The organism is Gordonia sp. QH-12 (assembly GCF_001578675.1).
Classification (GTDB): domain Bacteria; phylum Actinomycetota; class Actinomycetes; order Mycobacteriales; family Mycobacteriaceae; genus Gordonia; species Gordonia sihwensis.
This window is the reverse complement of the sequence record NZ_KQ969299.1, coordinates 1-26,466: the sequence shown is the minus strand read 5'-3', so window position 1 is coordinate 26,466 and position 26,466 is coordinate 1. Positions and strand designations below refer to the sequence as shown.

General features: G+C 68.5%; 21 protein-coding genes. 11 read left to right on the top strand and 10 right to left on the bottom strand.

Annotated elements, in window-relative coordinates:
• Positions 1 to 24: 24 nt before the first annotated feature.
• From Y710_RS15090 to pdhA, 3 genes are read right to left on the bottom strand one after another with little or no spacing between them, the layout of a single operon-like run.
• Positions 25 to 1,320, bottom strand: a complete 1,296-nt coding sequence (locus tag Y710_RS15090) for a dihydrolipoamide acetyltransferase family protein (RefSeq protein ID WP_062367820.1) — start codon at positions 1,318 to 1,320, stop codon at positions 25 to 27.
• Between the two features lie 20 nt (positions 1,321 to 1,340).
• Positions 1,341 to 2,339, bottom strand: coding sequence for an alpha-ketoacid dehydrogenase subunit beta (locus Y710_RS15085; protein ID WP_006898097.1), 999 nt, complete (start codon positions 2,337 to 2,339; stop codon positions 1,341 to 1,343).
• On the bottom strand, positions 2,339 to 3,415 hold the full coding sequence (gene pdhA, locus Y710_RS15080) for a pyruvate dehydrogenase (acetyl-transferring) E1 component subunit alpha (RefSeq protein ID WP_045538349.1): 1,077 nt from the start codon (positions 3,413 to 3,415) through the stop codon (positions 2,339 to 2,341). Before pdhA ends, Y710_RS15085 begins: the two co-directional genes overlap by 1 nt.
• A 150-nt stretch (positions 3,416 to 3,565) precedes the next feature.
• On the opposite strand from pdhA, the gene Y710_RS15075 reads away from it, so the two are divergent.
• Positions 3,566 to 4,048: an Lrp/AsnC family transcriptional regulator gene (locus Y710_RS15075; protein ID WP_006898099.1), complete on the top strand. Its 483-nt coding sequence runs from the start codon at positions 3,566 to 3,568 to the stop codon at positions 4,046 to 4,048.
• A 143-nt stretch (positions 4,049 to 4,191) separates the two neighbouring features.
• Positions 4,192 to 5,361, top strand: coding sequence for an NAD(P)/FAD-dependent oxidoreductase (locus Y710_RS15070; RefSeq protein WP_062367819.1), 1,170 nt, complete (start codon positions 4,192 to 4,194; stop codon positions 5,359 to 5,361).
• 26 nt (positions 5,362 to 5,387) lie between these two features.
• Here the strand turns inward: Y710_RS15070 and Y710_RS18955 are convergent, their stop codons facing one another.
• From Y710_RS18955 to rraA, 4 genes are all read right to left on the bottom strand, one after another.
• Positions 5,388 to 6,371, bottom strand: coding sequence for a helix-turn-helix transcriptional regulator (locus Y710_RS18955; RefSeq protein ID WP_006898101.1), 984 nt, complete (start codon positions 6,369 to 6,371; stop codon positions 5,388 to 5,390).
• A 64-nt stretch (positions 6,372 to 6,435) separates the two neighbouring features.
• The gene (locus Y710_RS15060) at positions 6,436 to 7,878 is read right to left on the bottom strand and encodes an amidase (RefSeq protein ID WP_006898102.1); all 1,443 of its coding nucleotides are present in this window, start codon (positions 7,876 to 7,878) and stop codon (positions 6,436 to 6,438) included.
• 131 nt (positions 7,879 to 8,009) lie between these two features.
• Positions 8,010 to 9,563 carry a succinic semialdehyde dehydrogenase gene (locus Y710_RS15055; protein WP_006898103.1) on the bottom strand — a complete coding sequence of 518 codons (1,554 nt, stop codon included), beginning with the start codon at positions 9,561 to 9,563 and terminating at the stop codon, positions 8,010 to 8,012.
• A 30-nt stretch (positions 9,564 to 9,593) separates the two neighbouring features.
• Entirely contained in the window at positions 9,594 to 10,082 is a 489-nt protein-coding gene (gene rraA, locus Y710_RS15050) for a ribonuclease E activity regulator RraA (protein ID WP_039868113.1), read from the bottom strand.
• Between the two features lie 172 nt (positions 10,083 to 10,254).
• On the opposite strand from rraA, the gene Y710_RS15045 reads away from it, so the two are divergent.
• The 3 genes from Y710_RS15045 (at position 10,255) to Y710_RS15035 (ending at position 12,639) form a co-directional block, all read left to right on the top strand.
• Complete coding sequence (locus Y710_RS15045; RefSeq protein WP_006898105.1) at positions 10,255 to 10,827, top strand: TetR/AcrR family transcriptional regulator; 573 nt, start codon at positions 10,255 to 10,257, stop codon at positions 10,825 to 10,827.
• A gap of 61 nt (positions 10,828 to 10,888) precedes the next feature.
• The gene (locus tag Y710_RS15040; RefSeq protein ID WP_231875758.1) at positions 10,889 to 11,986 is read left to right on the top strand and encodes an FtsX-like permease family protein; all 1,098 of its coding nucleotides are present in this window, start codon (positions 10,889 to 10,891) and stop codon (positions 11,984 to 11,986) included.
• Entirely contained in the window at positions 11,983 to 12,639 is a 657-nt protein-coding gene (locus Y710_RS15035) for an ABC transporter ATP-binding protein (protein WP_006898107.1), read from the top strand. Before Y710_RS15040 ends, Y710_RS15035 begins: the two co-directional genes overlap by 4 nt.
• Positions 12,640 to 12,712: 73 nt before the next feature.
• Here the strand turns inward: Y710_RS15035 and lysX are convergent, their stop codons facing one another.
• Complete coding sequence (gene lysX, locus Y710_RS15030; RefSeq protein ID WP_231875760.1) at positions 12,713 to 16,072, bottom strand: bifunctional lysylphosphatidylglycerol synthetase/lysine--tRNA ligase LysX; 3,360 nt, start codon at positions 16,070 to 16,072, stop codon at positions 12,713 to 12,715.
• A gap of 91 nt (positions 16,073 to 16,163) precedes the next feature.
• Between lysX and Y710_RS15025 the strand changes: the two genes are divergently transcribed.
• On the top strand, positions 16,164 to 16,376 hold the full coding sequence (locus Y710_RS15025) for an RNA-binding S4 domain-containing protein (RefSeq protein ID WP_045538343.1): 213 nt from the start codon (positions 16,164 to 16,166) through the stop codon (positions 16,374 to 16,376).
• A gap of 328 nt (positions 16,377 to 16,704) precedes the next feature.
• Positions 16,705 to 17,127, top strand: a complete 423-nt coding sequence (locus tag Y710_RS15020) for a VOC family protein (protein ID WP_045538342.1) — start codon at positions 16,705 to 16,707, stop codon at positions 17,125 to 17,127.
• Positions 17,128 to 17,218: 91 nt separating this feature from the next.
• On the opposite strand, the gene Y710_RS15015 is transcribed toward Y710_RS15020, so the two are convergent.
• Both Y710_RS15015 and Y710_RS15010 read right to left on the bottom strand, forming a co-directional pair.
• Complete coding sequence (locus Y710_RS15015; protein ID WP_062367817.1) at positions 17,219 to 18,202, bottom strand: TauD/TfdA dioxygenase family protein; 984 nt, start codon at positions 18,200 to 18,202, stop codon at positions 17,219 to 17,221.
• A gap of 185 nt (positions 18,203 to 18,387) precedes the next feature.
• Positions 18,388 to 20,739 carry an arylsulfatase gene (locus tag Y710_RS15010; RefSeq protein ID WP_062367816.1) on the bottom strand — a complete coding sequence of 784 codons (2,352 nt, stop codon included), beginning with the start codon at positions 20,737 to 20,739 and terminating at the stop codon, positions 18,388 to 18,390.
• Between the two features lie 197 nt (positions 20,740 to 20,936).
• On the opposite strand from Y710_RS15010, the gene Y710_RS15005 reads away from it, so the two are divergent.
• The 4 genes from Y710_RS15005 to Y710_RS14990 are packed head-to-tail and all read left to right on the top strand — an operon-like array spanning position 20,937 to position 26,111.
• A complete protein-coding gene (locus Y710_RS15005) occupies positions 20,937 to 22,520 on the top strand; it encodes an ABC transporter substrate-binding protein (RefSeq protein WP_062367815.1) in 1,584 nt (527 codons plus the stop codon).
• Positions 22,521 to 22,522: 2 nt separating this feature from the next.
• Positions 22,523 to 23,482 carry an ABC transporter permease gene (locus Y710_RS15000; protein WP_062367814.1) on the top strand — a complete coding sequence of 320 codons (960 nt, stop codon included), beginning with the start codon at positions 22,523 to 22,525 and terminating at the stop codon, positions 23,480 to 23,482.
• Between the two features lie 41 nt (positions 23,483 to 23,523).
• On the top strand, positions 23,524 to 24,444 hold the full coding sequence (locus Y710_RS14995) for an ABC transporter permease (RefSeq protein WP_062367813.1): 921 nt from the start codon (positions 23,524 to 23,526) through the stop codon (positions 24,442 to 24,444).
• Positions 24,441 to 26,111: a dipeptide ABC transporter ATP-binding protein gene (locus Y710_RS14990; RefSeq protein ID WP_062367812.1), complete on the top strand. Its 1,671-nt coding sequence runs from the start codon at positions 24,441 to 24,443 to the stop codon at positions 26,109 to 26,111. Before Y710_RS14995 ends, Y710_RS14990 begins: the two co-directional genes overlap by 4 nt.
• The last annotated feature ends 355 nt before the right edge of the window (positions 26,112 to 26,466 follow it).

The window sequence follows — 26,466 nt, the reverse complement described above, 5'->3', positions numbered from 1 at the left end:
GCGAGCCCCGGCCCGGTACCCCGCTCAGCTCAGAGCGATCAGCGACAGCGGGTCCGAGAGCGCGTCGGCGACCGTCGCCAGGAAGACCGAGCCCTGCTCGCCGTCGACGAGCCGATGGTCGAAGGAGAGGCTGAGGGTCGTCACCTGCCGCAACGCGATCTCACCCTGCCATTCCCAGGGTCGAGGCCGGACCGCGCCGAAGCAGAGGATCGCCGCCTCACCCGGGTTGATGATCGGCGTACCCGAGTCGACGCCGAAGACGCCCACGTTGGTGATCGAGAACGTGCCGCCGAGCAGGTCGGCGGTCGGCGTCGCACCGGCCTTCGCGACGGTCGTCAGTTCGCCCAGCTCCCGAGCGAGTTCCAGCAGGCTCATCGTGTGGGCGTTCTTGATGTTGGGGACCAGCAGTCCGCGGGGCGTGGCCGCCGCGATCCCGAGGTTCACATAGTGCTTGGTGACGATCTCCTGCGCGTCCTCGTCCCACGTCGAGTTGAGCGACGGGTTGCCGCGCAGCGCCACCAGCGCCGCCTTCGCGACGAGTGCGAGAGGTGTCAGCCGTACTCCGGAGAAGCGTCGGTGAGCGGCGAGGTCGTCGACGAGTTCGGTCATCGCCGTCACGTCCACGTCCACGAACTCGGTGACGTGCGGAGCCGTGAACGCGCTCGCCACCATCGCCTCGGCGGTGCGGCGCCGGACGCCGCGGATCGCGGTGCGCTCCTCGTCCGGCCCGGCGGCCCCCGCCGCGGTCGGCGCTGCCTCGTCGACCGCACCGGCCTTCACCGCGGTCAGATGCCGGTCGAGGTCGGCTCGAGTCACTTCGCCCGAGCGTCCGGTCGGCCGCACGTCAGTCAGGTCCACGCCGTGTTCGCGCGCGAGCTTGCGGACGGGCGGAGCAGCGAGCGGTCGTTCCGGAGCGCTGTCGCCGACCGCCCCGACCGTGTCGCGCGCGTCGGAGGCGGGCGCGGGCTTCCGCCGCCTCCGGGTGCCGCTCTCCGCCGCGACGCCGTACCCGACGAGCACGGGTTCGGGTGCCTGCGGCTCGGCGGCATCGGCCTCCGGCGCATCCGCCTCGTCGCCGGCGACCCGGATGTCGATGAACGGGCTGCCGACGTCGACGGTCTCCCCCTCCTGAACGTGCAGCTTCACCACGGTGCCCGCATACGGCGACGGCAGTTCGACGGCGGCCTTCGCGGTCTCCACCTCGGCGATCACCTGGTTGAGTTCCACGGTGTCACCGACCGTCACCTCCCAGCGCACCAGTTCGGCGTCAGTGAGCCCCTCACCGAGGTCGGGCAGATCGAAGGTCGAGATGACGGACATGCCGGGTCCTTCCGCAGGAGTCAGTCGAGGAGTACCGCGTCGACGGCGGCGAGGATGCGGTCGACGTCGGGCAGGAAGTGACGTTCGAGTTTCGCCGGCGGATAGGGGGTCGCGAACCCGCCGACCCGCTGGATCGGTGCCTCCAGATGGTAGAAGCACTCCGACATCACGCGGGCGGCGATCTCGGCGCCGACGCCCATGAACACCGGCGCCTCATGCGCGATCACCAGCCGGCCGGTGCGCCGGACCGAGGCCGAGAGCGTGTCCGTGTCGAGGGGCGAGATCGATCGCAGATCGACCACTTCGACGGACCGTCCCTCGTCCTCTGCGACGGCGGCCGCCTGCAGCGCGGTGGTGACCAGCGGCCCGTAGGCCACCAGCGTGACATCCTCGCCGGGACGTGCGACGCGCGCCTTGTGGAGGGGATACGGATCGGCGTCCAGAGCCGGGTAGTCCGTCTCGCCCTTCTCCCAGTAGCGTCGTTTGGGCTCGAAGAACAGCACCGGATCGTCTGAGGCGATCGCCTGCTGGATCATCGTGTAGGCGTCTGCCGCGTTGCTGCAGGTCACCACCCGCAGACCGGCGGTCGCCGCGAAGTAGCCCTCAGGCGACTCGGAGTGATGTTCCACCGCGCCGATGCCGCCGCCGAAGGGGACCCGGATGGTGATGGGCATCGAGACATGGCCCGCAGTCCGGTAGTGCAGTTTGGCCACCTGCGACACGATTTGATCGAACCCCGGATAGATGAAGCCGTCGAACTGGATCTCGCACACCGGGCGGTAGCCGCGGAAGGCGAGCCCGACCGCCGTACCGATGATGCCGGACTCGGCGAGCGGGGTGTCGATGACCCGGCCGGTCCCGAACTCCTCCTGCAATCCGTCGGTGATGCGGAAGACCCCGCCGAGGCGACCGATGTCCTCGCCCATCAGGACGACCTTCGGATCGTCGGCGAGCGCCTTTCGCAGACCCGCGGTAACGGCCTTCCCGAGTGGAGTCGGGGCGGGCGCCGCGGCGGTCATCATGCCTCCAGGGTGTCGAGGTAGGCGGCGTACTCGCGCCGTTCGGCGTCGATCAACGGGTGCGGTTCGGCGTACACGTCGTCGAAGATCGACAGCGCAGGCGGGTCGTCCAGCGCGAGGCATCCCCGCCGGAGTTCGGCGGCCGCGGCGTCGGCGTGCTCACCGATCAGCTTCGCGTCCTCGTCCGACAGCGCGCCCGCGGCCTCGAGCAGCAGGCGGATGCGCTCGATCGGGTCGCGCCGGATCCACTCGGCATCATCGGCCGCGGTGCGGTAGCGGGTGGGATCGTCGGACGTGGTGTGCGGTCCGCGGCGGTAGGTGACCGCTTCGATGAAGGTGGGGCCGCCGCCCTCTCGCGCCAGTTCCAGAGCCGCCCGGGTGACCGCCAGCACGGCCAGCACGTCGTTTCCGTCCACCCGCACGGTCGGCATCCCGTATCCGCGGCCGCGGTTGACGATCGGCGTCTTGCTCTGGAGGGTCACCGGCTCGGAGATGGCCCACTGGTTGTTCTGGCAGAAGAAGACCACCGGCGCGGCGAAGCTCGCCGCGAAGCCCATCGCCTCCGAGACATCGCCCTGGCTGGTGGCGCCGTCGCCGAAGTAGGTGATGACCGCGCTGCCCGCACCCTCGAGGTTCAGTCCCATCCCGTAGCCCGCGGCGTGCAGGGTCTGCGCCCCGATGATGATCGCCGGAGTCGCGATGTTGTACTCGTGCGGATCCCAGCCGGACAATGACGTGCCGCGCCAGAACGGCATCATCTCCTCGAGCGCCACGCCGCGGCAGTAGGCGACGCCGTGTTCTCGGTAGCTCGGGAAGACGAAGTCCTCGGCGTCGAGCGCTCGGGCCGAACCGATCTGAGCGGCCTCCTGCCCGAGCAGCGGCGCCCACAGACCGAGCTGCCCCTGGCGTTGCAGCGCCGTGGCCTCGGCGTCGATGCGTCGGACGACGACCATGTCCTCGTAGAGTCTCCGCAGTTCGGCCATGTCGATGTCGTCGACGTAGGTCGAGAAGTCGGGATGGATGTGCCGCTCGCCGGTGATGGTGACGAGTTGAACGATTTCGTCGATGTCGGACACGACTGCCTCCTTCGGGACGTCCGCGTGGATCGCACGCTTCCTGGTCCGTGTGGCCACCGTCTCAGTAGATTGCAGCCTGCGCAAGGTCCATCGGGGAAATTGATCAGAATGCCCAACATCGGCACCGTTCGACGAGCGATACTGTGCGCTATGGCCAGGCTGGACCGAACCGACGCGAAGATTCTCCGTGCTCTGTGCGAGTTCCCGCGCGCCACCGGCGTGCAGTTGGCGGGACTGGTCGACATGGCGCGCAACACCGTCCAGGCCCGGATCGGGCGGTGGGAGACCGAAGGCGTGCTGGCCCCTTTCGACCGTCGCGTGCATCCGCGCGACCTCGGCTTCCCCCTGCGCGCCTATATCGCCGTGGTGGTCGACCAGCATCGCCTGGAGCAGGTGCTGGACTCGCTCGACGGGATTCCCGAAGTACTCGAAGCCGTAGGCGTCTCCGGCATCGCCGATCTGCAGCTGCTGGTGGTCGCCGCCGACGCCGACGATCTCTACCGGATCGCCGGACATGTGCTGGCCGTTCCGGGAGTGGAACGGACGACGGTATCGGTGGTGATGCACGAGGCGATCGGGTATCGGACCCTTCCGCTGATCGAGCGCCTCGCCGGCGGACGTCCGCCCGACTGACCTCTCCGACTGGTCGGTTTGTGGATCTCACCGATCGGCGGCCTACCGATTCGTGCTGATGACCAAGACGTGGATCACATCTCGTGCCTACCCTCGGAGGGGAGGACACATCTCGCCTCTTCGACCTGCCGAGGGGAAGCCCCATGGACAACACCGCTTCGATCACCGCCGCCGACTTCGACACAATCGTCGTCGGCGGCGGAATCGCCGGCGTCTCGATCGCGTACGAACTGGCCGCCCACCGATCGGTCGCCCTCGTCGAACGTGAATCGACGCTGGCCTACCACACCACCGGCCGTTCGGCCGCGACCTTCCTGGAGAGCTACGGCAACGCCACCGTGCGTGCGCTCACCCGGGCCAGCCGCGACTTCTTCGTCGCGCCGCCCGACATCGTCGACGGCCCGCTGGTGGCCGAACTGCCGTTGCTGATCGTCGCCGAGGAGACCGAGGTCGACGGACTTCGCGCCCTGTACGAGACGGTGAGTCCGCGCAGCCAGACCATCGAGCTGGTCGACGGGAACGCGGCGGAACAGCTGAATCCGATGCTCCGGTCGGGTTACACCGACCTCGCGATGGTCGACTACGGTTCGCTGGAACTCGACGTTCACGGCCTGCACCAGGGATTTCTGCGCGGGCTCCGGCGCCGGGGCGGCACCGTGCTCAAGTCGGCGGGCATCGTCGAAGCCCGCCGCGAGCGGTCGTCCTGGGTGCTGCGCGATGCGGCCGGCGACGAACTGCGCGCCCGCACCGTGGTCAACGCGGCGGGGGCGTGGTGCGACGAAGTCGCGGGCATGTTCGGCGCCGCCCCGATCGGCATCGCTCCGCTCCGCCGGACCGCGTTCATGGTTCCCGGCCCGCGGGAGACCCCTGCCCGCTCCATCGCGGCGCGCCGCACCATGACGATGTCGGCGAGCGAGGACTTCTACTTCAAACCCGACGGCGCCGGCTTCTTGTGTTCGCCCGCGGAGGAGACACCGCAGCCGCCCTCGGACGCCAAACCGGACGATCTGGAGATCGCCCGCGCGATCGAACGGCTCAACGAGGCGACGCTGCTGGCCGTGCGCAGCGTCTCGACGTCGTGGGCCGGCCTCCGCAGCTTCACCGCCGACCGCACGCCGGTGGTCGGACCCGATCCCGCGGTCGACGGCCTCTTCTGGTTCGCAGGCCAGGGCGGCTACGGAATCCAGATGGCCCCGGCGCTCGCGCGCGCCGGAGCGTCGCTGGCACTCACCGACGATCTGCCCGCCGACCTCGCCGACTTCGGCATCACGGCGGCGTCCCTGGCGCCCGGCCGATCGGCCCTGGCCGCCTGAGGGTCAGGCGGCCGGGCCCGGCGGCATCAGTTCGCGAGCAGCCCTGCCCACACCAGCCCTTCCCGTTCAGCGAGCACCGCCGCCCGTGCCCGCGACGACGTGCCCGTTTTGGCCAGGATCGAACTGACGTGGGCGGCGACGGTCCGTTCGCGAACGCCGGTGCGGATGGAGATCGAATAGTTCGACAGCCCCGCCCAGACGTACGAGAGCACCTCGGTCTCCCGATGCGTCAGTCCATACGGGACAGGCGCGTCAAGCACCGTCACGGACGCACCGTCGGGAAAGTAGCGGACCTGGACCCGAAACGGACGACCGTCCGCCGCCGACCACAGACAGCGCACATCACGTCGATCGCGAACGCGGCTCAGACTGGCCGCCAGAGCCCTCAGCCGACTCCCCTCGGGCCCACCCGGCGCGAGCAGCGTCTCCACGCAGCCGTCCGAGCAGACGATCAGCCGGGCCACGGTCTGCACGGAAGCATCGTCACCCGTCCCGTGGACCGGTTCGGTCCGCGGGAGTTCGCTGCGGCACAGACCGGCCAGGATGGGGCGGACCCGATGCAACGCCACCATCCCGGACTCGGTGGGCCGACTCCGGCAGGTCGTACTCAGGTGGAGGTCTCCGACGTAGCCGTCGGTCTCGTCGACGATTCTCATCGACACCCCGCCCCGGTATCCGGCAGGGATGAGAAGGTCGCGGGTCATGGCGCTGGACACGAACTCCTCACCCACGTCCCGCCAGCTGCGGAGGGGCCGGACGGGGTCGTCGGCCAGCGCCCGGTAACTGGGTCCGCGGGTGAAATCGCCGGTGATCGCCTCGACCAGCGGCGGCGAATACTCCTGAACCGCCAGAACCGGACCGGTCCGGACACCATCCGGTCCGGCGAGCAGACCAGCGACCGCGCCCGTCGCATTCATCAGCACTTGCAGAACGCTCCGGGCGCGGTCGACGGATTCGGCGACGCAGATCTCGGCCAGTTCGAACCCCAGCGACCCGATGCCATCGGCCATGCACCACTCCGTCCGTCGACCTCAGACCAGGATCTCCGCAGCCCGAGCTCCTGACAAGTCCCCGTCAGCTGATCGCCGAGGCGTGAACGCGCGGACGACGGTCCGACCATCCGGCGGCCCGCTCGTACTCGCCGGCCAACTGCATCAGCAGCCCGTCCTCGTTGATGCGCCCGGCGAACTGCACACCGATCGGCAGACCGGTGGAACTCGGCCGTGCCGGAACGCTCACCGCCGGGGTCCCGGTGAGATTCTGCAACGGCGTGAAGCTGACGGTGTCGAAGATCCTCCGAGTCCACTCCTCGTGGCTCAACGAGGAGTCGTCGGAGTCGAGATGACCGAGAACAGGCGCGACCGTGTTGGTGGTCGGGGTCAGCAGCACATCGTAGTCCCGATAGAACGCGGCGACCGACCGGGTGATCGTGTTCACCACGGCCGACGCTTCCGCCATGTCGAGCACGGTCAGCGACCTGCCGTACTCCCAGCCCTTCAGGATCGCGGCTTCAAGGGTCTCCGGCCCGGGTTCCAGGCCGGACATCGCGCTGATCCCCGCGATCGACTCGGCGACGAACCCGCCCCAGTAGCGGTAGTGCGCCTCCATGAACTGGTCCCAGTCGAAGGACGGCGTCGCGACCTCCACACGATGGCCGAGATCCTGCAGCGTCTGCACTGCGGCCTCCACCGAGGCCACGACCTCCGGATCGACGTACGTGCCAGCCCACGACTCGGTGTGGACGGCGATGCGCAATCGCCTCGGGTCCTGCCGAGCGAGCCCGGCGAAGCCGTAGTCCTCGCCGGACCAGGCGTACTTGTCACCCGGTGCGGCTCCGCAGATCGTGTCGAACACGGTCGCGGTGTCGCGCACCGACCTGGTCACCACCGACTCCGCCGCGCACCCGTACAAGGCCTCCTGCATGTCCGGCGCCAGGCTGACCCGCCCACGACTCGGTTTGAATCCGACCAGACCGTTGTACGCCGCCGGGATCCTCGTCGAACCGCCGCCGTCGTTCGCATGCGCGACGGGCACCGCACCGGCCGCCACCAACGCGGCCGAGCCGCCGCTGGATCCGCCCGCCGACCGGGAGGTGTCCCACGGGTTGCGGGTGGATCCCGACGTCACCGGCTCGGTGTTCGCGTTGTAGCCCAGCTCCGGGGTCGTGGACGTGGCCAGCGTCGCCAGACCGCTCGCGCGGAACCGCGACATCAGTTCGGTGTCGTGATCGAACACGACACCGTCGGGGCCCGTCAGCCGGGTGCCCATCCACGTCCGGACTCCGGCCGCGTGGCAGATGAGGTCTTTGATGACGAACGGGACGCCACCCAGCGGACCGTCGGACGAGTACTCGAGCGGTTCCTCGAACGGTCCGGCGACGACCGCGTTGAGATCGTCGTTGACTGTGGCGAGTGCTTCGCGCGCGGCGGCGTGGACTTCGTCGGCACCGACCTGACCGGTCGAGATCAGCTCGGCCAGACCGGTGGCGTCGTGGGTGGTGTACTCGTCGAGGTGCATCAGGGACTCCTTGTCGAAACTATGAGGTGTCCCACAGTTCACTCGGAGCCGTCGACAGGAGCCATTGGCAGATCTGCCACCTTGACGATAGGCCCGGCCGCGGGTAACGCGACCGGGCCTCGAACCCACGCTTACCGGCCGGGCAGGTACTTGAGCGACTTGATGATCTGCGGGGTCAGCTTCAAGTACAGGCTCTGCGGGATCCCGCGGATGCCGTCGAGACCGATGAACCGCTGGGTGGCGATGGTCTGCGGCTCGGTGTACTTGAGCAGCCCCTCCTCACCGTGTCGGCGTCCCATGCCCGAGATGCCCATGCCGCCCATCGGAGCTGCCGTGGAACCCCATGCGGCGGCGTAGCCCTCGTTGATGTTGACCGTGCCCGCGTGGATCTGCTCGGCGATCTTCTGCGCTTCGTCGTTGCTGCCCGCGAAGACGCTGGCGTTGAGACCGTACTCGGTGTCGTTGGCGCGCTTGATCGCCTCGTCGGTGGAGTCGACCGGGTAGATCGACACCAGCGGGCCGAAGGTCTCGTCCGCGTAGCAGGTCATCTGTTCGGTGACGCCGGCGAGCACGGTCGGCTCGTAGAAGAACGGGCCCAGGTCGGCGCGCTTGCGTCCGCCGGCGAGCACCTTGGCGCCCTTGGCGACGGCGTCGGTGACGTGCGCGTCGACGGTGTCGACCTGCTGTGCCGAGGCGAGCGAGCCCATGTCGGCGCTGAAGTCATAGGTGCCCGCCAGGTTCATGCCCTTGACGTGCTCGGCGAACTTCTCCGAGAACTCGTCGGCGATGGCCCGATCGACGTAGATCCGCTCGATCGAGATGCACAGTTGCCCGGAGTTCGAGTAGCACGCGCGGGCGGCACCGGCGACGGCCCGGTCGACATCGGCGTTGCGGGTGATGATCAGCGGATTCTTTCCACCGAGCTCGGCCGAGAAACCGATCAGCCGCTTGCCCGCCTGAGCCGCGAGAGTCGACCCGGTGGCCGAGGATCCGGTGAACATGACGTAGTCGGTCTGCGCGACGATCGCCTGCCCGACCACCGAGCCCGGACCGGGCACCACGGCGTACAGCTCGCGCGGGAGTCCCGCCTGGTACAGGAGTTCAGCCAGCGCGAGGCAGCAGTACGGGGTGTTGCTGTCGGGCTTGATGACGACGGCGTTGCCCGCGATGAGCGCGGCCACCGCGTCGGAGACCGCCAGCGTCAGCGGGTAGTTCCACGGGCTGATGACGCCGACGACGCCCTTGGGCTGGTAGCGGACCCGAGTGTCGGTCGCGCCCGGAAGCATGCCCTGCACCTTGCGATCGGCAAGCATCTTCGGACCGTGCTGCGCGTAGAAGCGGGCGGTAAGCGCGACGTCGATGACCTCTTCCTGCGCATAGATCCGCGCCTTGCCGGTCTCGGCCTGCGCGATGTCCATGAGCTCCTCGGCGTGGTCGTTGACCAGCTCGGAGAAGCGGTTGATCACCTTGGCTCGGTCGGCGGCCGAACGATCGCCCCATGCGCTCTGAGCTGCGCGGGCGCGGGCCACGGCCAACTCGAGATCCTCGGCGGTGCCCACTGGCACGGTCGCCATCTCGACGCCGCTGTAGGCCTCGAGAACCGGTCGGGTCGGGCGGTCGGCCGGGTTGTCGATCGCGGCCAGCGCCGCCAGACGCTGGAAGTATGCGGGTGCGGGCTTCGGCATGATGTGCTCCTAGAGTTCTGTGGCCTGCGGTCAGGCTTGGGGCGCGACGAGGACGATGCCGTCGTCGTCGGAGTAGACGATGTCGCCCGGATTGAAGGTGACGCCGCCGAGCTCCACCGGCACGTCCCGTTCGCCCGCACCGGTCTTCGTCGACTTGCGCGGGTTGGTGCCGAGCGCCTTGACACCGATGGCCATGCCGCCGATGGTCTTCGCGTCGCGGATCGCGCCGTTGGCGATGATTCCCACCCAGCCGTTGGACCGACCGAGTTCGGCGATGATGTCGCCGACGAGCGCGGTGTGCACCGACGCGTCGCCGTCGATCACGAGCACGCCGCCCGGGTTGGGCTCCGACAGGATCGACTTGAGCAGCGCGTTGTCCTGGAAGCACCGGACCGTGGTCACGGTACCGACGAACTCACGGTTCCCGCCGTACTGGGTGAACTGGGTGTCGCAGCTCCGGACATCGGCGCCGATCTCGTCGACGAGGTCGGCGGTCGGGGTGAAGTTCAACGTGCTCATGGCCATCGATTCTAGGCGGGCGGACTCTTATCTGTAACGCCCGGTTACGTCACAGCTGCCGCAGCCGGTGAGCACCGGCTTCGGGCACCGGCTTCGGCGGCCCGCGCGGCGGCGGTAGCGTGTTCTATCCGTACGACCCGAGTCTCCACTTCCGGAAAGGCGGCCGACCGACGTGCCGAAGATCAGTGCCGACTCGCTCGCCGAGCACCGCGAGGCAGTGCTGTCGGCGTTGATCGACGGAACCGAGCGGATTCTGCTGAGCCGGGAACGGCTCACCGCGGCCTCGGTCGCCGCCGAGGCGGGCATCGCCCGGAACAGCATCTACCGCTACGTCTCCTCGATCGACGATCTGGTGGACATGGTGGTCGCGCGAGGCTTCGAGGAGTGGGCGTCGCAGGTCCGCGCGGACGTCGCCGCCGCTGCCGACCCGCGCGCCGCCGTGGTCGCCTACGTGCGCAGCAACCTCACACTCGCGGCCGGCGGCGAGCACGCTCTGCAGCGGTCACTCGCCCACGCCGGTCTGTCGGAGTCCGCCCGTGAGCGGATCTCCGACCTGCACGGACAGATCGCAGCCGTGCTGCACGAGGCGGTCGCGCGTTCCGGCGCCGCGCACCCCGACCTGGTCATCGCCGCGGTCGGGGCGCTCGTGGACTCCTCACTCGCCCTGGTCGGTCCGGAACAGGACTCGGAGTCGGTCATCGACTTCATGTGCGGCGCCGCGGAGGCGATCGTCGACTCCGACTGAGCCCAGTTAGGGACACCCTGTCGCGATCATGTACCGTCCTTCGCGACATAGTGTCTCTAAGATGGGAGCGATGGTGTTCATCGCATTGCGTGAACTGCGAGCGGCCTGGGGCCGCTTCGCGATGATCGGCCTGGTGGTCGCGCTGGTCGCGGCCCTGGTCGGAATGGTGTCGGGCTTCACGATCGGCCTGGGCAACGACACGGTGTCGGCGCTGCGTGCGCTCAACGCCCAGTCCGTGGCCTTCGCCGACGGAACCTCCGACTTCAACCGGAGCGTGATCTCGGCGAAAGACGTGGATGCCTGGCGATTCCAGTCCGGCGTCGAGGCGGCGCCGATGGGCGTCACCATGTCGCACGGCGAGACGCAGAAGGGCACGATGGTCGACCTCGCGGTCTTCGGCGTCGATCCGGACGGTCCGCTGGCTCCGGACACCGAGAGCGGTGATCGACTGACGCCGGCACCCGGCGAAGTGGTCGTCTCCGAGAAGCTGCACGACGACGGCGTCGGCATCGGCGACGTGCTCGCGATCGACAACAGCGACGTCCGACTGCGGGTGGTCGGTATCTCCGAGGCCCGCTCGTACGGCCACGTCCCCGCCGCGTACACCTCGCTCGACACCTGGCGGACCATCCGGTACGGCACCACCGGTCTGGGCCCGCGCCAGCAGGGAACCGCCGCCGCCGTGGTCATCGTCGGCGGGACACCGCCCGATACGCTCGGCGGCACCACCACGCAGAGCGAGGGCGTCCTGCTCGCCGCGGCTCCCGGCTACTCCGGCGAGCGGCTCACCATGAACTCGATCCTCGCCTTCCTCTACGTGATCGCTCCGCTGATCGTCGCCGCGTTCTTCGCCGTCTGGGTGCTGCAGCGTCAGGGCGTGTACGCGTTGCAGCGGGCGCTCGGCGTGTCTCGCTGGTCGCTGATCGGTTCCGCACTCGCCCAGGCCGCGGTGGTCGTCGCGCTCTCCACCATCATCGGCTCGGCGGTCGCGTATCTGCTCGGCCTGTTGCTCGGCGACGCCGTTCCCTTCGACCTCTCGTTCTCGTCCCTGGCGACGACCACGCTGGCGGTGATCGCGGCATCGCTCGTCGGCTCCGCCGTCACCCTCCGCTGGGTGGTCTCTGCCGATCCCCTGACCATGCTGGGAGCATCCCGATGAGCCTCGACCTCCGCGACGTCCGCGTCGAATACCACTCGGGTGAGGAGCGTCTCACCGTCCTCGACGGATTCGACGCGACCTTCCGAGCCGGTGAGGCCACGGCCATCGTCGGCCCGTCGGGCTCGGGCAAGTCCACCCTTCTCGGTGTGTGCGGCATCCTGCGACAGCCCGACAGCGGGAGCGTCACCCTCGACGACACCGAGGTCACGGGCCTGTCGGTCCGCGCCCGCGACCGGATGCGGCGCACCCGGGTGGGCTACGTGTTCCAGTCCGGCAACCTGTTTCCCGGACTCACCGTTCTCGACCAGGTGCTGGCCCAGGCCGTCATCTCCGGACGCCGACCGTCGCAGGCCCGCGACCGCGCCCTGCACCTGCTCGATGAAGTGGGGCTGGCCGGACACGAGAAGCAGCGGCCCGATGAACTCTCCGGCGGCCAGCGCCAGCGAGTCGCGATCGCACGCGCCCTGGTCCACGAGCCACGACTGCTGCTGATCGACGAGCCGACGGCTGCGGTGGACCGCAGCCAGGCCGGCCGCATCACCGCCCTGATCAAGCAGGTGACCGCCGAGTCCGGCTGCATCACGGTCATCGCGACCCACGACCCCGAGGTGATGGCCGCGGCGGACAGCACGCTGTCGCTCGCCGCGGTCTGACCGCACGCGCTCGAAAACTTTGGCTCCCGGACCGGTCTCACAGCCCGTTCCGGGAGCCAAGAGTTTTCGGGGTCTATTGGTGCGGCTTGGCCAGCGGGAACGCGAGCGACTCGCGGATCGACTGACCGGTGATCAACATGACGATGCGGTCAACGCCGAGGCCGAGACCGCCGGTCGGAGGCATCGCGTACTCGAGCGCGGTGAGGAAGTCCTCGTCGAGTTCCATCGCCTCCGAGTCACCGCCCGCCGCCAGGATCGACTGCTCGGTGAGCCTCGTTCGCTGGTCCACCGGGTCCGTCAGTTCGGTGTAGGCGGTGCCGAGTTCCACACCCCAGGCCACCAGATCCCAGCGCTCCGCGACGCCGTCGACGAGGCGGTGCGCGCGGGTGAGCGGCGACGTCGAGGTCGGGAAGTCCTTGTAGAACGTCGGGAACGTGGTCCGTGCCTCCACCAGGTGTTCGTACAGTTCCAGGACCAGATGCCCGGCGTCCCAGTCGGGGCGGAACGCGATGTCGAGCCCGCGGCACACGTGCCGCAACTCGTCCACCCCCGTCTCCGGAGCGATCTGCACTCCCGCAGCCTCCGACACCGCGGCGTGGACGGACTTCACCGGCCACTGTCCGGAGATGTCGACCGTCTCCACGCCGGCGTCCCCGGTGCGCTCGATCACCGCCCGCCCGTTGGCGGCGGTGGCCGCTGCGACGATCAGCTCCCGCGCGAGCGTCATCATCGACTCGTAATCATGGTGTGCCGCATAGGCTTCCAGACTGGTGAACTCCGGGTTGTGTGAGAAATCGACGCCTTCGTTGCGGAAGTTCCGGCCGATCTCGAAGACCTTCTCGATGCCTCCCACGCACAGTCGTTTCAGGAACAGTTCGGGGGCGATGCGCAGGTACAGGTCCATGTCGTAGGCGTTGATGTGCGTACGGAACGGAGTCGCGTTCGCCCCTCCGTGCACCTGCTGCAGGATCGGCGTCTCCACCTCCAGGAATCCCTCCGAGGCGAGATGATCGCGGAGGGCGCGGACCACGGCGCTGCGGGTCGCCAGCAGTTCGCGGCTGCGAGCGTTGACCGCCAGGTCGAGGTAGCGCTGCCGCACCCGGGCCTCCGGATCGGTGAGACCGCTCCATTTGTCCGGAAGCGGGTGCAGGCACTTGCCGTTCAGACGCCACTGCGTCGCGAGCACCGACAGCTCGCCCGATCGGCTGGTCCCGATGGTTCCGGTGATCTCGACGAGGTCTCCCAGATCCACGGTGGAAGCGAAGTCGAGCGAGTGCTCCCCCATCGCCGCGGGCTCCACGAGGATCTGGATCTCGCCGCTCTGGTCGTGCACGTCGGCAAACGTGACTCGACCGAAATCGCGTTTGCGCGTGAGCCTTCCGGCGATGCGCACTACGGTCCCGAGCGGCGCGGCCGCGGCCTGGGCCACGGTGTGCGTGGGCGGTTGCGCCACCGGGTACGGGTCCACTCCGTCGTCGATCAGCCGCTCCAGCTTGTCCAGCCGCACGCGCACCTGTTCGGGCCGACGCACCTCGGCGATCCCTCGGGTCCGCGACTCCGATTCGAGGTCGGCGACCAGTTCGTCGACGTCGATGCCGTCCGGGACCGACGACGCACCGCTCCGATAGTGCCTGGCCCGCCAGTGCTTGCCGGGAAGCTGGACGAATCCCTCGGCGACCATCGCGGCCAGAGCGACGCGTGGAATCACCTTGGCGTCTTCGTAGCAGATGTAGCGCGGCTTCCACCGGGGCTGATACTTCGCATTCGACTTGTACAGCGACTCCATCTGGAAGAACTTCGAGAAGAACTTCAGCACCGCGTACACCAGCCGCAGCACCGGTCGGGCCCCCACCTGCGGCCCGTGCTCGAAGACGTCTCGGAAGGTGGCGAAGTTGAGGGAGATCTTCGTGACGCCGACCGACTCGGCGTTCTGCGCCAGCTCGGACACCATGGTCTCCACCACGCCGTTCGGGCCGTTGCGGTCGCGCCGCATCAGGTCCAGCGAGACACCGCTGCGGCCCCAGGGAACGAACGACAGCATGCCGATGACCTTCTCGTCGGCGGTGCCCTCGGCCTCCACCGCCTCGACGAGCAGTGCATCGCCGTCCGCCGGGTCACCCACCCGGCCCAGCGCCATCGCGAAGCCGCGCTCCTGCTCGGTGTCGCGCCATTCGTCGGCGCGCCGGACCACTCCTTCCACCTCGGCCCACGGCAGTTCGCTCATGCGCCGCATCCGGACGGTCACACCGAGCCGTCTGACCCGCGACACCGACCCCCGCACACCCTTCATGGTGGGCCCGGACAGGCTGAAGTCGGCCGCGTTCAGGATCGCCTCGTCGCCGAGGTTGATTGCGTCGAGGCCGGCAGCGTGCAGGACTTCGGCTCCCCTGGTGCTGGCGCCGAGCACTGCCGGATGCCACCCATAGGTCTCGCAGAGCGCGAAGAACTCGGCGATGGCCTCGGTCCAGGAGTCCGGATCGCCCACGGGATCGCCGCCGGCGAGCGCTGTCGACATCTCCACTCGATAGGTGATCGCCGCACGTCCGTCGGGGGAGAAGACGACCGCCTTGTCGCGCCGCGTCGAGAAGTAGCCGAGCGAGTCCTCGTCGCCGTAGGCGTCCACAAGCGCACGCACCAGGCGTTCGTCCTCAGCGGTCATGAGCGAGCTGAGCCGCTGCGACCGGAACAGCACGACGGCCGCACAGATCAGCGCGAGCGCCCCGAACAGACCGAGCAGCCAGTTCACCATCCAGGGCGCGTGATGATTCGCGAAGGGTTTCACATCGATGGTCGCGAAGGCGACCACGTGGTTGAAGGCGTACGGCAGCCGTTCGTTCGGTGCCACGGTACCGGGTGCGACGCTGAGCAGCGCCCAGCCGGCGAGGGTTCCGGCGGCCAGTCCGCCGACCAGCACCACCGCCGCCCACCGGAGGGCGCCGCGCCGGACACGGGTGTTGAACTGCCGGTAGCCCGCGATCAGCACGACCATCAGCGCGATGTTGACGATCAGACCGCTCACCGACTGCCGCCACTCGTCCGCCCAGCCCGGGTCCGACGCGGCGACCAGGACCACCAGCAGGTTCAGCACGGTGTAGAGCGATAAGTAGGCGACCGTGATCCACCACGCCACACGTTTGCGCAGCGACAGCGACACCGCGAGCAGCCCCAGAACCACCGTCCACGCGAGGCTGGTGCTGGGCATGGGGAACAGGTAGTCGTCGACGAACATCCGCGGAATGCGGATCAGATGCCGGAACGGCGGGATCAGCGTCGACAGCAGTGAGACGGTCGCGAGCAACCCCACGACGGTCCCCGCGATCCGCGGTATCCGCCGGCCGAAGCCGCTGGGATTGGAGATGCGCCGGACGATCGCGGACGATCGACGATTGGCGGTCACGTGTCGACTCGCCTCCCGCGTCGCCGCACTCGGCATCGCGTCACGGGATCCGTTCTCCAGTTCTGGCATGCCTTCAAATTATCCGGGCGCCCGGCCGACGGAGAAGGACGCGCGGCACAATGCAGGAGTGGATCAGATCGAAATCCGGGATGACAGCATCCGACTCGGGCAGTTCCTGAAGCTTGCGAACCTGATCGAGTCCGGGGCCGACGCCAAGGCGGTGATCGCCGACGGGCTGGTCACGGTCAACGGCCGGCCGGAGATCCGCCGCGGCCGTCAGCTGCGCGACGGCGACGTGGTCGAGCTGGGCGGAATCAGCGTGCGAGTTTCAACTCCGTGAGCTCCTGCTGAGTGACGAGACGTTCTCGCTGCTCAGACAGCTCCCGGGGAACACGGCGCCAGTTGCCGACGACACGCGCGAGCATCGTTCGCGGGGTCTTGCGTCGTTGGCGACTCGTCGGCATGTCTGTCCTTTCCGCTCCGAGCCCGCAGTAGGCTCACTCCCTATCCAGAGTGTCGTCGACGACGCACCACGCGTTAGCCTCCGGCGCGGAAAGAGTCCGGTTTCACTCACGGGCCGCGGTATGAGCCAGGTCGGCCGGACACCTCCCCCGCGCCCTCGAGGTGCGCGCATACTACAGAGACCACCGGCCCCGAAGGAGCGAGACATGGCAGAGTCGATCGCAACGTACATCGCATTGCCCGGCACCACAGCCGAGGCAATGCAGCACTGGCACGACGTCTTCGGAGGGGAGCTCCAGATCCTCCGCTACGGAGACAACCCGATGCCCGGAATGCCCTTCGACCCCGACCCGCAGGCGGTAGCGCACGCGACTCTGGTGACGGACGCAGGCATCATCGCCGGCGCCGACGCGATGCCGGACGGTCACGACTACGCCGTGCAGGGAACGGCCTACTCGCTGCTCTACACGACGGACACTCCGGACCAGGCGCGCACCTACCTCCAGCGGTTGGTCGAGGGCGGCGGCCGCGAGGCCATGCCCTTCGCCCGCGCGCCCTGGGGCGGATGGTACGGCCAGGTGTTCGACCGATTCGGCGTGATGTGGGCGTTCTTTTGCGCGGGAGAGTAGTGAGACGGCGGGCGGACCCCGGCCGCGGTGAGCCCGAGGCGGCCCGACACCGCAGTGCCGGGCCGCCGCCGCGTAAGTCACGCAGCGTAGGTCACGCCGCGTATACGCCCAACCGGCGCGGCTCCTCCACCACCGAGTAGTGCGATGCGTCGCCGGCGATGATCCGGCTGCTCTCGCCGTCGATGCTCACCGGGACGTCGCCGGCGAGCGTGATCCGGTGCAGTTCCCGCTTCTGCCCGCCGAAGTCGGCGATGCCGTAGTGCTGCGTGGCACGGTTGTCCCAGATCGCCACATCGCCGAGACTCCAATTCCACCGGAAGGTGTTCTCGAGCCGGGTGATTCGGTTCTGCAGCAGCTGGTACAGCGGACCGAACTCGGCGGGCTTGAGCGCCGGGAACTCCTTGACGAAATGCCCGAGCAGCAGACTCCGCTCCCCGGTCTCCGGATGCACCCGCACCACCGGATGGAGCGTCTCGTACGCGGCGCTCGTGAACTCGCGGTAGTGGTCGGCGCGACGGCGCGTCTCCTCGTCACCGCCGTCGTGTTCGGCGGTCACGTAGTCGTAGAAGTTGGTGTGCTTGGCCCACAGCCCGTCGACCAGCGCCCGCAGCGGCGCGGGCAGTTGCTCGTAGGCCGCCACGGTCGAGGCCCAGGTGGTGGCTCCGCCCCACGCCGGCAGCGTCACCGCGCGCAGGATGGACGCCTTCGGGACGCGGTCGACGAAGGAGACGTCCGTATGCCAGCTGTTGGCGGCGCCTTCGATCGTCAACAGCTGCGAACCGCGGGAGGTGACCGTGGGGTGCGGAAGAGTCGGATCGCCGAGCAGTTCGGCGAACGCGTACTGACCGTCGTCGTCGAGACGATGCTGGTCGGTGAAGACGACCACCTTGTTCGCGGCGAGGGCGAGGCGGATCGCCTCGACCTGTTCGGCGGGCAACTCCCCGCCCAGGCGCACTCCGCCGATTCTGGCGCCGATGTTCTCACCGAGTCGGTCGACCGTGATGCCTGCTTCGGAATAGATCTTTCGCGCGGCCTCTTCGCGGTCGGCGCGATTGGAGATGGACGTGACGGTCATAGCGAGATCCCTCTCGAAGAATGTGGTTGGAATGGTGTGAATTCATCACTGAATCGGCGAATGCCGATGCTTCGCCTGTGAGTGAGGAACTGATTGATGAGATACCGATTCGGTAATTCAATGAAATCAGTCGGCTCGATCTGCCGCGAGATATTCACTCACCCTGATCGAAAGGACGCAGAGCCTCAATCCGCGTGGTCGGCGGCGTGATCGTCGATCTCTCGCCGCACGTCTTCGGGGACCCGCACCGGGCCGGGCCGGTAGGTGACGGCCACCAGGGCGGGACCGGCACGGAAGACGCCGCGACGGCGGCGCAGCTGCGGGTCCACGGCGCCGCGTGCGTCGCGACCCACCGAGATCCCGGTCCACGGCGCCATTCCGACCAGTTGCACCGCATCGGGCAGGGACGCGACCACCGTCTCATCGCCTGAGGCCGAGGCGAGCACGGTGAAGTCCCACCTCACCCGCGGTGTCGCGGCCGCCCGGAGGGTGACGGTGTCCGTTCCGGGCGGCAGAGCACCGGTGACCCGCTGGATCCGGCCGTAGGAATTGAAGGTGAACGTCAGCCGCCCGTCCTCCACCGCCAGCAGGTAGCCGCCCTGCTGGTCGCCGTGCGCGACCAGCACCCCTTCGTCCTCGGCCGACCAGCCCCGCAGTTCGACGATCACGTCGAAGTCTCGGTAGGCGATGAGCCGACTCGACCGGTACCGTTCGAGGGTCGGCGTCCCGGCCAGGATCCGGACCGGCGATGCGTACCGGCGGCCCTCGGCCGGGCGTCGCCGCTGCGGTGCGTCCGCGGTGTCGAAGAGCGGGAACACCGTGTTGTGCCAGGCCGCGGCGTCCCATGCCCGCGCCAGTTCCGCCACGAGGTCGGGATGCTCCGCGGCCACGTCGTTCGTCTCCGCGGGGTCGGTGCGCACGTCGTACAGCTGCCAGCGGGGTGCGTCGACGCGGTCGGGGCGGTGGTCGTGCAGCGACAACAGCTTCCAGCCGTCACGATAGAAACCGCGATGGCCCCCGAACTCCGCGTACTGCTCGATGTGCGGCGAGGACGCCGCCGGGTCGCGGAGCACCTCGGCGATGCTGACGCCGTCCCGTTCCACCGCGGGCACGCCCTGACGTGTCGCGGGAGTCGGCACGCCGGCCAGCTCCAGCAGAGTCGGCGCGAGGTCGGTGACGTACGAGAACTGCCGCCGGACGCCGTTGTCTCCCTCGGTCCGCGGCAGCCCGCTCGGCCACGACATCACGAACGGCACCCGCACGCCGCCTGCGAAGGTCTGGCCCTTGTAGAAGCGGAAGGGGGTGTTGGACGCCTGGCCCCAGCCACGCGGATAGTGAACGCCGAGGTCGGCCGAGCCGATCAGCTCCTCGTCGTGCGGCACGTCGCGCTCCCAGTCATCGGGCACCGGACCGTGCACGAACTGGCTGAAGTACGACCGTGTTCCGGTGGCCCCGCCCTCTGCGGTGCCACCGTTGTCGGAGGTGAACACGATGATCGTGTCCTCGAGCTCACCGAGATCCTCGAGTAGGCCGATGAGCCGCCCGACGCTCTGGTCGACGCTGTCGACGAGCGCCGCGTACACCTCCTGGTAACGCTGGTAGCGGCGCTTCTCGTCGTCGTTCAAGTCGTCCCAGCACGGCGCGTCGTAGCCGGGTTCGGTGTTGCGCTCGGCGATCGGCGTGCCGGGGTCGAACAGACCGTCGGCGATCTGTCGCGCGAAGCGTTTGCGGCGCACCTCGTCCCAGCCTTCGGCGTACCTGCCGCGGTGACGAGCCAGGTCGTCGGCTTTCGCCTGGTGCGGTCCATGCATCGCGATGTGCGCGAAGTACAGGAAGAAGGGCTTGTCCGCGTCGTGTGCGCGCAACGCTGTGATCTGGTCGATCGCCCGGTCCGTGAGATCGTCGGTGACATAGTACCCGTCGGGATACTCGTCGACGTCGACCACCGAGTTGTCGGCGATCAGCTGATTCGGGTTGAAGAACGAGTTCAAGCCCTCCAGCGAACCGTAGTAGCTGTCGAAGCCGCGCTGCAGGGGCCACGACTTCCGCGACCGCCCCGGGCTCATGTCGGCGTCCCGCACCAGATGCCACTTGCCGACAGCGAAGGTGGCGTACCCGGACTCCCGCAGTATCTCCGGCAGCGTGAGCACGTCGTCGGCCAGTTCCAGGCGCAGCCCGGGAAAGCCGGGGTCGGAGTTGGCGACGCTGCCGTAGCCCGCACGGTGCGGGTTGACGCCGGTCAGCAGCGCCGCACGCGCCGGTGAGCACACCGGTGTGGTGTGGTAGTTGCTCAGCCGGAACCCGCTCCGCGCGAGCCGGTCGATGTTCGGCGTCGGGATCTCGGCGCCGAAGGGACCGACATCGGAGTATCCGAGATCGTCGACCAGGACCACGACGATGTTCGGCGCGCCGGCCGGCGGTTCGGGCTCGGGCGGCCACCACGGCGTCGACACCGAGGTGGTGCGGCCGACTGCGCCGCCGAAATCCTCGTAACCTCGCGCGTGAGCGGGAATTGAATTGCCGTCGTTGCCGGACATCTGCCTGCTTCCTGTTCGCGTTATTCGCCGAATCAGCGTTTCGGCGCTTGCGCGAAGATGCCTCACTCTCCGATCTGCGGTCAAAGTTTAGATTCGGGCTGAACGCAACCGATTACATTCGGTCGCCACCCGCGAATGATTCCTCGAAGTCGCGCATTTCCGCGATCACCGTCCTCTTCGAGAAAGCAGACCTTCGCATGTTCCCGATTCCGCGCTCGCGAAAACCGTGGGTGCTCGCCCTGACCGTCGTCGTCGTGCTCGGCCTCGGTGGTTGCCGCAGCGCGGTCGAGGCGCAGCAGACCACCGCGACGTCCGGCCCCGTCGCGGCCGGCGGTGATCTGCGCGTGGGAGTACTCGGCGACCTCTCGCCCAAGACCTTCCTGCAGATCGGTACCGGCAGCGTCAACGGCCACGTTCTCGCGAACGTGTACGACACTCTGATCACCTACGACCACGCCACCCTCACGCCGCGGCCCTCACTGGCGACCTCGTGGAGCACGGCACCGGACGGCAAGACGCTGACGCTGAATCTGCGCGAGCACGTCCGCTTCCACGACGGGCGCCCGTTCACCTCGACAGACGTTCGCGCGTCGCTCCAGGCGTACCTGGGCGGTCCGTGGACACCGCAGTTCAAGCGCACCGCGGCCGCCATCACCTCGTACGACGTCAGCGATCCCCACCGCATCGTGCTGACGTTCGCGCACCCCACGGGCAACGTCTTCGACCTGCTCGACTCCGCGCCCGTCCTCGACGGATCCAAGATCGATGAGCTCAAGGCCGGCAAGTCGTTCAACGGCACCGGCCCGTTCCGGTTCGACTCGTGGACGCCGAACTCCTCGGTGCGTCTGGTCCGCAACACCGGGTACTGGGGCGGGGCGGCGCCGCTCGACGCCGTCACCTTCGTCGAAGCCCGCGATCCCAAGTCGCTCTACACCCGGCTGCGCACCGGACAGCTCGACGTGGCCAGCGGACTGACCGACAGCGACCACCAGATCGCCACGCGCCGTTACGGCTTCAGCGACATTCAGCTCACCGGCGGCGAGTCCCAGGTGTATGTGGGCGTCAATGTGGCCAACCCGGCGCTCGGCGACCCCCGGGTGCGTCGCGCCATCGCCTACGCGGTCGACAGGGATCGGATCATCAAGGACGTCTATCGCGGCTCCGGCTATCCGGTGAATCTGCCGTGGCCCCGGACCTCGCCCGCCTACGACGAGTCGGGCAACCGTACCTATCGCCGGGATCTCCAGCGGGCCCGCGACCTCCTGCGTGAGGCCGGGCCGGTCCCGCCGATCGACCTCGACTACACCACCGGCGGCTCGGACCGGATCGTTGCGGAGATCATCCAGTCGAACCTGCGCGAGGTCGGGATCACCGCGAATCTCGTTCCCAATGACCGGACCGTGCAGGCCACCAAACTGATCGGCGGTCAGTTCTCCGGGCTGTGGATACTGCAGCATGCCTTCGCGCAGTTCACACCGTCGACGCTGGCGGTCTCGGCGTATCCGTTCAACGCAGCCAAGAACTCCTCGAACTACTCGAGCGCCGAGTACTCGTCGGCGGCCGACGCCGCCTGGAAGATCGCCGATCCGGCGTCTCCGCAGGCTCTGGACGCCTATCGCCGACTCGACCGTGTCTGGCTCGACGACCTCTTCCTGATCGAGATCGGTGTCGTCATCTCGAGCGTGACCGCGGCGCCGACGGTCCACGGAGTCGACTGGGACCGCCGCGACCAGCTCCATTTCGATCACACCAGCCTCGCCACCTCTGATCGGAGGTCCTGACCATGACCAGATATCTCATTCGTCGGATTCCGACGGCCGTCGTCGTTCTGCTCGCCGCCTCTCTGCTCGTGTTCGCCGTGCTCCGGCTCATCCCCGGAGGTCCGGAATCGGCTCTGGCGGGTCCCGACGCCGGGCCGGAGCAACTCGCCGCCATCCGTCATGACCTCGGACTCGACCGTGGCTTCTTCAGTCAGTACTGGGCATGGATCAGCGCCCTGGTCACCCTCGACTTCGGAACCAGCTACCAGGTGGGCGGCGACATCGGCGATCTGATCTCCTTCGGCCTCACCAACACCCTCGTGCTGACCGCGGCTGCGACCACGGTGGCGGTGAGCCTCGGGCTGGCGTTGTCGCTGAGCGCCGTGATCTGGCGAGGACGGGTACTCAACGCGGTCCTCACCGGGATCAACGCGGTCGCGATAGCGTTGCCCACCTTCGTGGTCGGCACTGTCCTGATCGCCCTCTTCGGCATCCGCTGGCGAGTACTGCCCGCAGGCGGCACCCCGCCCAACGGACTCACCGACGACCTCGGGATCACCGCGCAGTATCTGCTGTTGCCCGCCCTCACCCTCGGGCTTCCCGCCGGGGCGATGCTGGCGCGGTTCCTCACCGAAGCCCTGCGGACCGAACTCGCACAGCCGTACGCCACCACTGCGATCGCCACCGGCGCGACCCGTCGTGATGTCGTCCTCAAGCACGCTCTGCGCAACGCGCTGCCGTCCACCGTCACCGCTTTCGGTCTGATCGTCGGCGCATTGCTCGGCGGGGCGGTGCTCGTCGAATCGATCTTCGGTTGGCCGGGGCTCGGGTTGCTCACCGAAGAGGGCATCTCCGCCCGCGACTACCCCCTCGTCCAGGTGCTCGTGCTCCTGTCGGTCACCGCGTTCGTGCTGATTCAGCTCGCCGCCGACGTCGTACACGCCTGGCTCGACCCTCGAATCCGACTGGCAGGTGCACAGTGACTCGTTCTTCCGACGCCCGACCATCCGACCCCAGGCCCGGGGTGCTGATACCGCAGCCACCATCCAGTTCGTCCGGCGAAGCCCTGCCCGTCGGTCCGGGACTGCTGCCGGAGGCACCCGCAGACCGTGACGAGACACGCGCGCGGCTGCCGCTCTACCGGAGCCTCCTACGCGGCTCCGGCCTCGTCGGGACCGTTCTCGTCCTCGCTGTCGTCGCCGCCGGGGTATTCGGTCCCCTTTTCCTCTCGCACGGCGCCGACCAGCAGATCGAGGGCGCGTATCTGCTTGCGCCCAGCGCCGATCACTGGTTCGGCACCGACGACGTGAACCGCGACGTCCTCGCACGCACGCTCGTCGGCATCCGCGTGGACCTGCTCATCATTCTCATCGCCGTCCCCATCGGTGCCGCCCTCGGCACGCTCGTCGGGCTTGTGTCGGTCACCGTGCCGCTCGCCGACAGCGTCGCGCAGCGCGTCTTCGACGTGATCCTCGCTTTCCCGGCGCTGATCCTCGGCATCGCGCTGGCCGCGATCCTGGGTCCCGGCGCGCTCACGGTCGGCATCGTCATCGCGATCGCCGAGATCCCCGTCTTCGGCCGACTGGTGCGGACCTCGGTACTGCGAGTACGCGAGCAGCCGTATGTCGAAGCAGCGCGGGTCAGCGGCGCCGGGACCGGACGGATCCTGCTGCGGCATGTGCTGCCGAACTCGGTGGAGGCGCTCGGCGTGCAGTTCGCGCTGTCGCTGTCGCTCGGGGTCTTCATCGAAGGTGCGCTGGGCTATCTGGGGATCGGCGTCGTCCCATCGACTCCGTCGCTCGGCGGCCTCATCGCCGCCGGAAACAACTACCTGGAGACCAATCCGTGGTTCTCGCTCGGACCACTGTTCGTCATCTCCGCTCTCGTACTCGGGCTCTACCTGATCGCCCAGTCGATCTCGAACGACAGAAGGAACCTCCGATGACCGCCGCGTCCTCCCCCGCCGTACCCGTACCGTCCGTTCCTCCGGCCCTGGAAGTGACCGACCTGCACGTGCGGTTCGCCTATCCGCGTCCGGCGGTCTCCGGAATCAGCCTCCGCGTCGATCGCGGCGAAATCGTCGCTCTCGTAGGAGAATCCGGATCGGGCAAGACCATGACCGCACGGGCCGCGATCGGTCTCCTGCCCGACGGTGCGACGGCCACCGGTTCGGTTCGGGTCGACGGACGCGAGATTCTCGGTCTTCCGGAGAAGGACCTCGCTCGCCTTCGGGGCGACCGCGTGGCCATGGTCTTCCAGGAACCGCAGACCGCGCTGAACCCGGTCCAGACCATCGGCTGGCAGCTTCGCCAGGCGCTCACCCGGCACAGCGGTCTGTCCCGGGCGGCGGTGCGCGCCAGGGCCGTGGAACTGCTCCGACTCGTCGACCTACCTGAACCGGAGGTCCGTGTCGGCTATTATCCGCACCAGCTATCCGGCGGCCAGAAACAGCGTGTGGTCATCGCACTCGCGCTCGCCGGCGACCCGGCCCTGCTGCTCGCCGACGAGCCGACCACAGCCCTCGACGTCTCGGTGCAGCGAGAGATCCTCGAACTCCTCGTCCGTCTCCGCGAGCGCACGGGCGCAGGCATTCTGCTCATCACGCACAACCTCGGTGTCGTCGCCGAGATCGCTGACCGCGTAGTGGTGGTGCAACTCGGGGAGACGGTGGAGACCGGCGACGTGGGACGGATCTTCGCCGAGCCCTCCGCACCCTACACACGCCAGTTGCTGGCCGCCGTTCCGCGCTTGGACACCGCGTCGCGGGACAGCAGACGCCACGCCGCGCACGGACCGACGCCGGTCGTCGTGGTCGACGGCGTGACCGTCGAGCATCCGGGATCGTTCGGGTCGAACCCGCACGTAGCGCTGTCGGACGTGTCGCTGGTGGTCGAGTCCGGTGAGGTGGTCGGGGTGGTCGGCGAGTCCGGCTCCGGAAAGACGACCCTCGGGCGAGCCATCGGCGGCCTGCTGCCCCTGGCCGGCGGCCGTATCCTGCTGGATGGCGACGATCTCGCCGAACTCTCCGGCAAGGACCTCCGAGCAGCGCGGCGCCGCATCGCCTTCGTTCCGCAAGACCCGACCGCCTCTCTCGACCCGCGCTTCACCGTCGCCGAGTCCATCCGTGAGCCGCTGGAGATCCAAAGGATCGGGGACCGCCGCTCACGCGCGGCTCGGGTCGCCGAACTGCTGTCGGCCGTGCAATTGCCGACCTCGTTCGCCTCTCGCCTGCCACACGAGTTGTCGGGTGGTCAGCGTCAGCGCGTCGCCCTCGCCCGTGCGCTCTCGACGGACCCCAAACTCCTCATCGCCGACGAGCCGACGAGCGCGCTGGACGTCTCCGTCCAGGCCCGCGTATTGGAGCTGTTCGCACAGTTGCAGGCCGACATCGGCTTCGCGGCACTGTTCATCAGCCACGACCTCGCCGTCGTCCGCCAGGTGTCCGACCGCGTGACCGTCCTCAAGGCCGGGCGTGTCGTCGAGTCCGGCAGTGCGACAAGGATCTTCGTTCAGCCCGCCACCGATTACACCCGCACTCTGGTGCACGCGGTCCCCGCCCCCGACCCCGAACGAGACCGCCTCGGCCGCGAGCTGCTGCCCGCAACCTCGTAGCCCAGATCGCGCCGCGGCCCCCGCACACGAACCCCGCCGTATCAACACAGTCCATAACTGCGGGAAGCCGATCGCCGTCCCCCGAGGATCGTCGAGTAGGCGGGCGAGCGCAGCGAGCACGCCGTATCGAGACCACTCTGCGCCTCGTGTGATGGTTTCGGCTCGCTTCGGGCTCAACCAGCCGTCGCCCCGAGGCTCGTCGAGTAGGCGAGTGAGCGTAGCGAGCACGGCGTATCGAGGCGACTCTGCCTCTGTGCAAAGTTTCGACTCGCTTCGCTCGCTCAACCAGCCTAAGAGGGGTGCGCGCTCGACCGGACTGGAAAAGACGGCCCCTCGAGGTTTGTCGAGTAGGCGG

What these genes read in the sequence shown, in the direction of transcription:
- Y710_RS15040 (WP_231875758.1), top strand. Translation starts at nt 10,889, where the DNA reads ATGGGAGCGATGGTGTTCATCGCATTGCGTGAACTGCGAGCGGCCTGG.
- Y710_RS15060 (WP_006898102.1), bottom strand. Translation starts at nt 7,878, where the DNA reads ATGCACCTCGACGAGTACACCACCCACGACGCCACCGGTCTGGCCGAG.
- Y710_RS18955 (WP_006898101.1), bottom strand. Translation starts at nt 6,371, where the DNA reads ATGGCCGATGGCATCGGGTCGCTGGGGTTCGAACTGGCCGAGATCTGC.
- Y710_RS15035 (WP_006898107.1), top strand. Translation starts at nt 11,983, where the DNA reads ATGAGCCTCGACCTCCGCGACGTCCGCGTCGAATACCACTCGGGTGAG.
- Y710_RS15085 (WP_006898097.1), bottom strand. Translation starts at nt 2,339, where the DNA reads ATGACCGCCGCGGCGCCCGCCCCGACTCCACTCGGGAAGGCCGTTACC.
- rraA (WP_039868113.1), bottom strand. Translation starts at nt 10,082, where the DNA reads ATGAGCACGTTGAACTTCACCCCGACCGCCGACCTCGTCGACGAGATC.
- Y710_RS14990 (WP_062367812.1), top strand. Translation starts at nt 24,441, where the DNA reads ATGACCGCCGCGTCCTCCCCCGCCGTACCCGTACCGTCCGTTCCTCCG.
- Y710_RS15000 (WP_062367814.1), top strand. Translation starts at nt 22,523, where the DNA reads ATGACCAGATATCTCATTCGTCGGATTCCGACGGCCGTCGTCGTTCTG.
- lysX (WP_231875760.1), bottom strand. Translation starts at nt 16,072, where the DNA reads ATGCCGAGTGCGGCGACGCGGGAGGCGAGTCGACACGTGACCGCCAAT.
- Y710_RS15090 (WP_062367820.1), bottom strand. Translation starts at nt 1,320, where the DNA reads ATGTCCGTCATCTCGACCTTCGATCTGCCCGACCTCGGTGAGGGGCTC.
- Y710_RS15010 (WP_062367816.1), bottom strand. Translation starts at nt 20,739, where the DNA reads ATGTCCGGCAACGACGGCAATTCAATTCCCGCTCACGCGCGAGGTTAC.
- Y710_RS15020 (WP_045538342.1), top strand. Translation starts at nt 16,705, where the DNA reads ATGGCAGAGTCGATCGCAACGTACATCGCATTGCCCGGCACCACAGCC.
- Y710_RS15070 (WP_062367819.1), top strand. Translation starts at nt 4,192, where the DNA reads ATGGACAACACCGCTTCGATCACCGCCGCCGACTTCGACACAATCGTC.
- Y710_RS15075 (WP_006898099.1), top strand. Translation starts at nt 3,566, where the DNA reads ATGGCCAGGCTGGACCGAACCGACGCGAAGATTCTCCGTGCTCTGTGC.
- Y710_RS15015 (WP_062367817.1), bottom strand. Translation starts at nt 18,202, where the DNA reads ATGACCGTCACGTCCATCTCCAATCGCGCCGACCGCGAAGAGGCCGCG.
- Y710_RS15055 (WP_006898103.1), bottom strand. Translation starts at nt 9,563, where the DNA reads ATGCCGAAGCCCGCACCCGCATACTTCCAGCGTCTGGCGGCGCTGGCC.
- Y710_RS15005 (WP_062367815.1), top strand. Translation starts at nt 20,937, where the DNA reads ATGTTCCCGATTCCGCGCTCGCGAAAACCGTGGGTGCTCGCCCTGACC.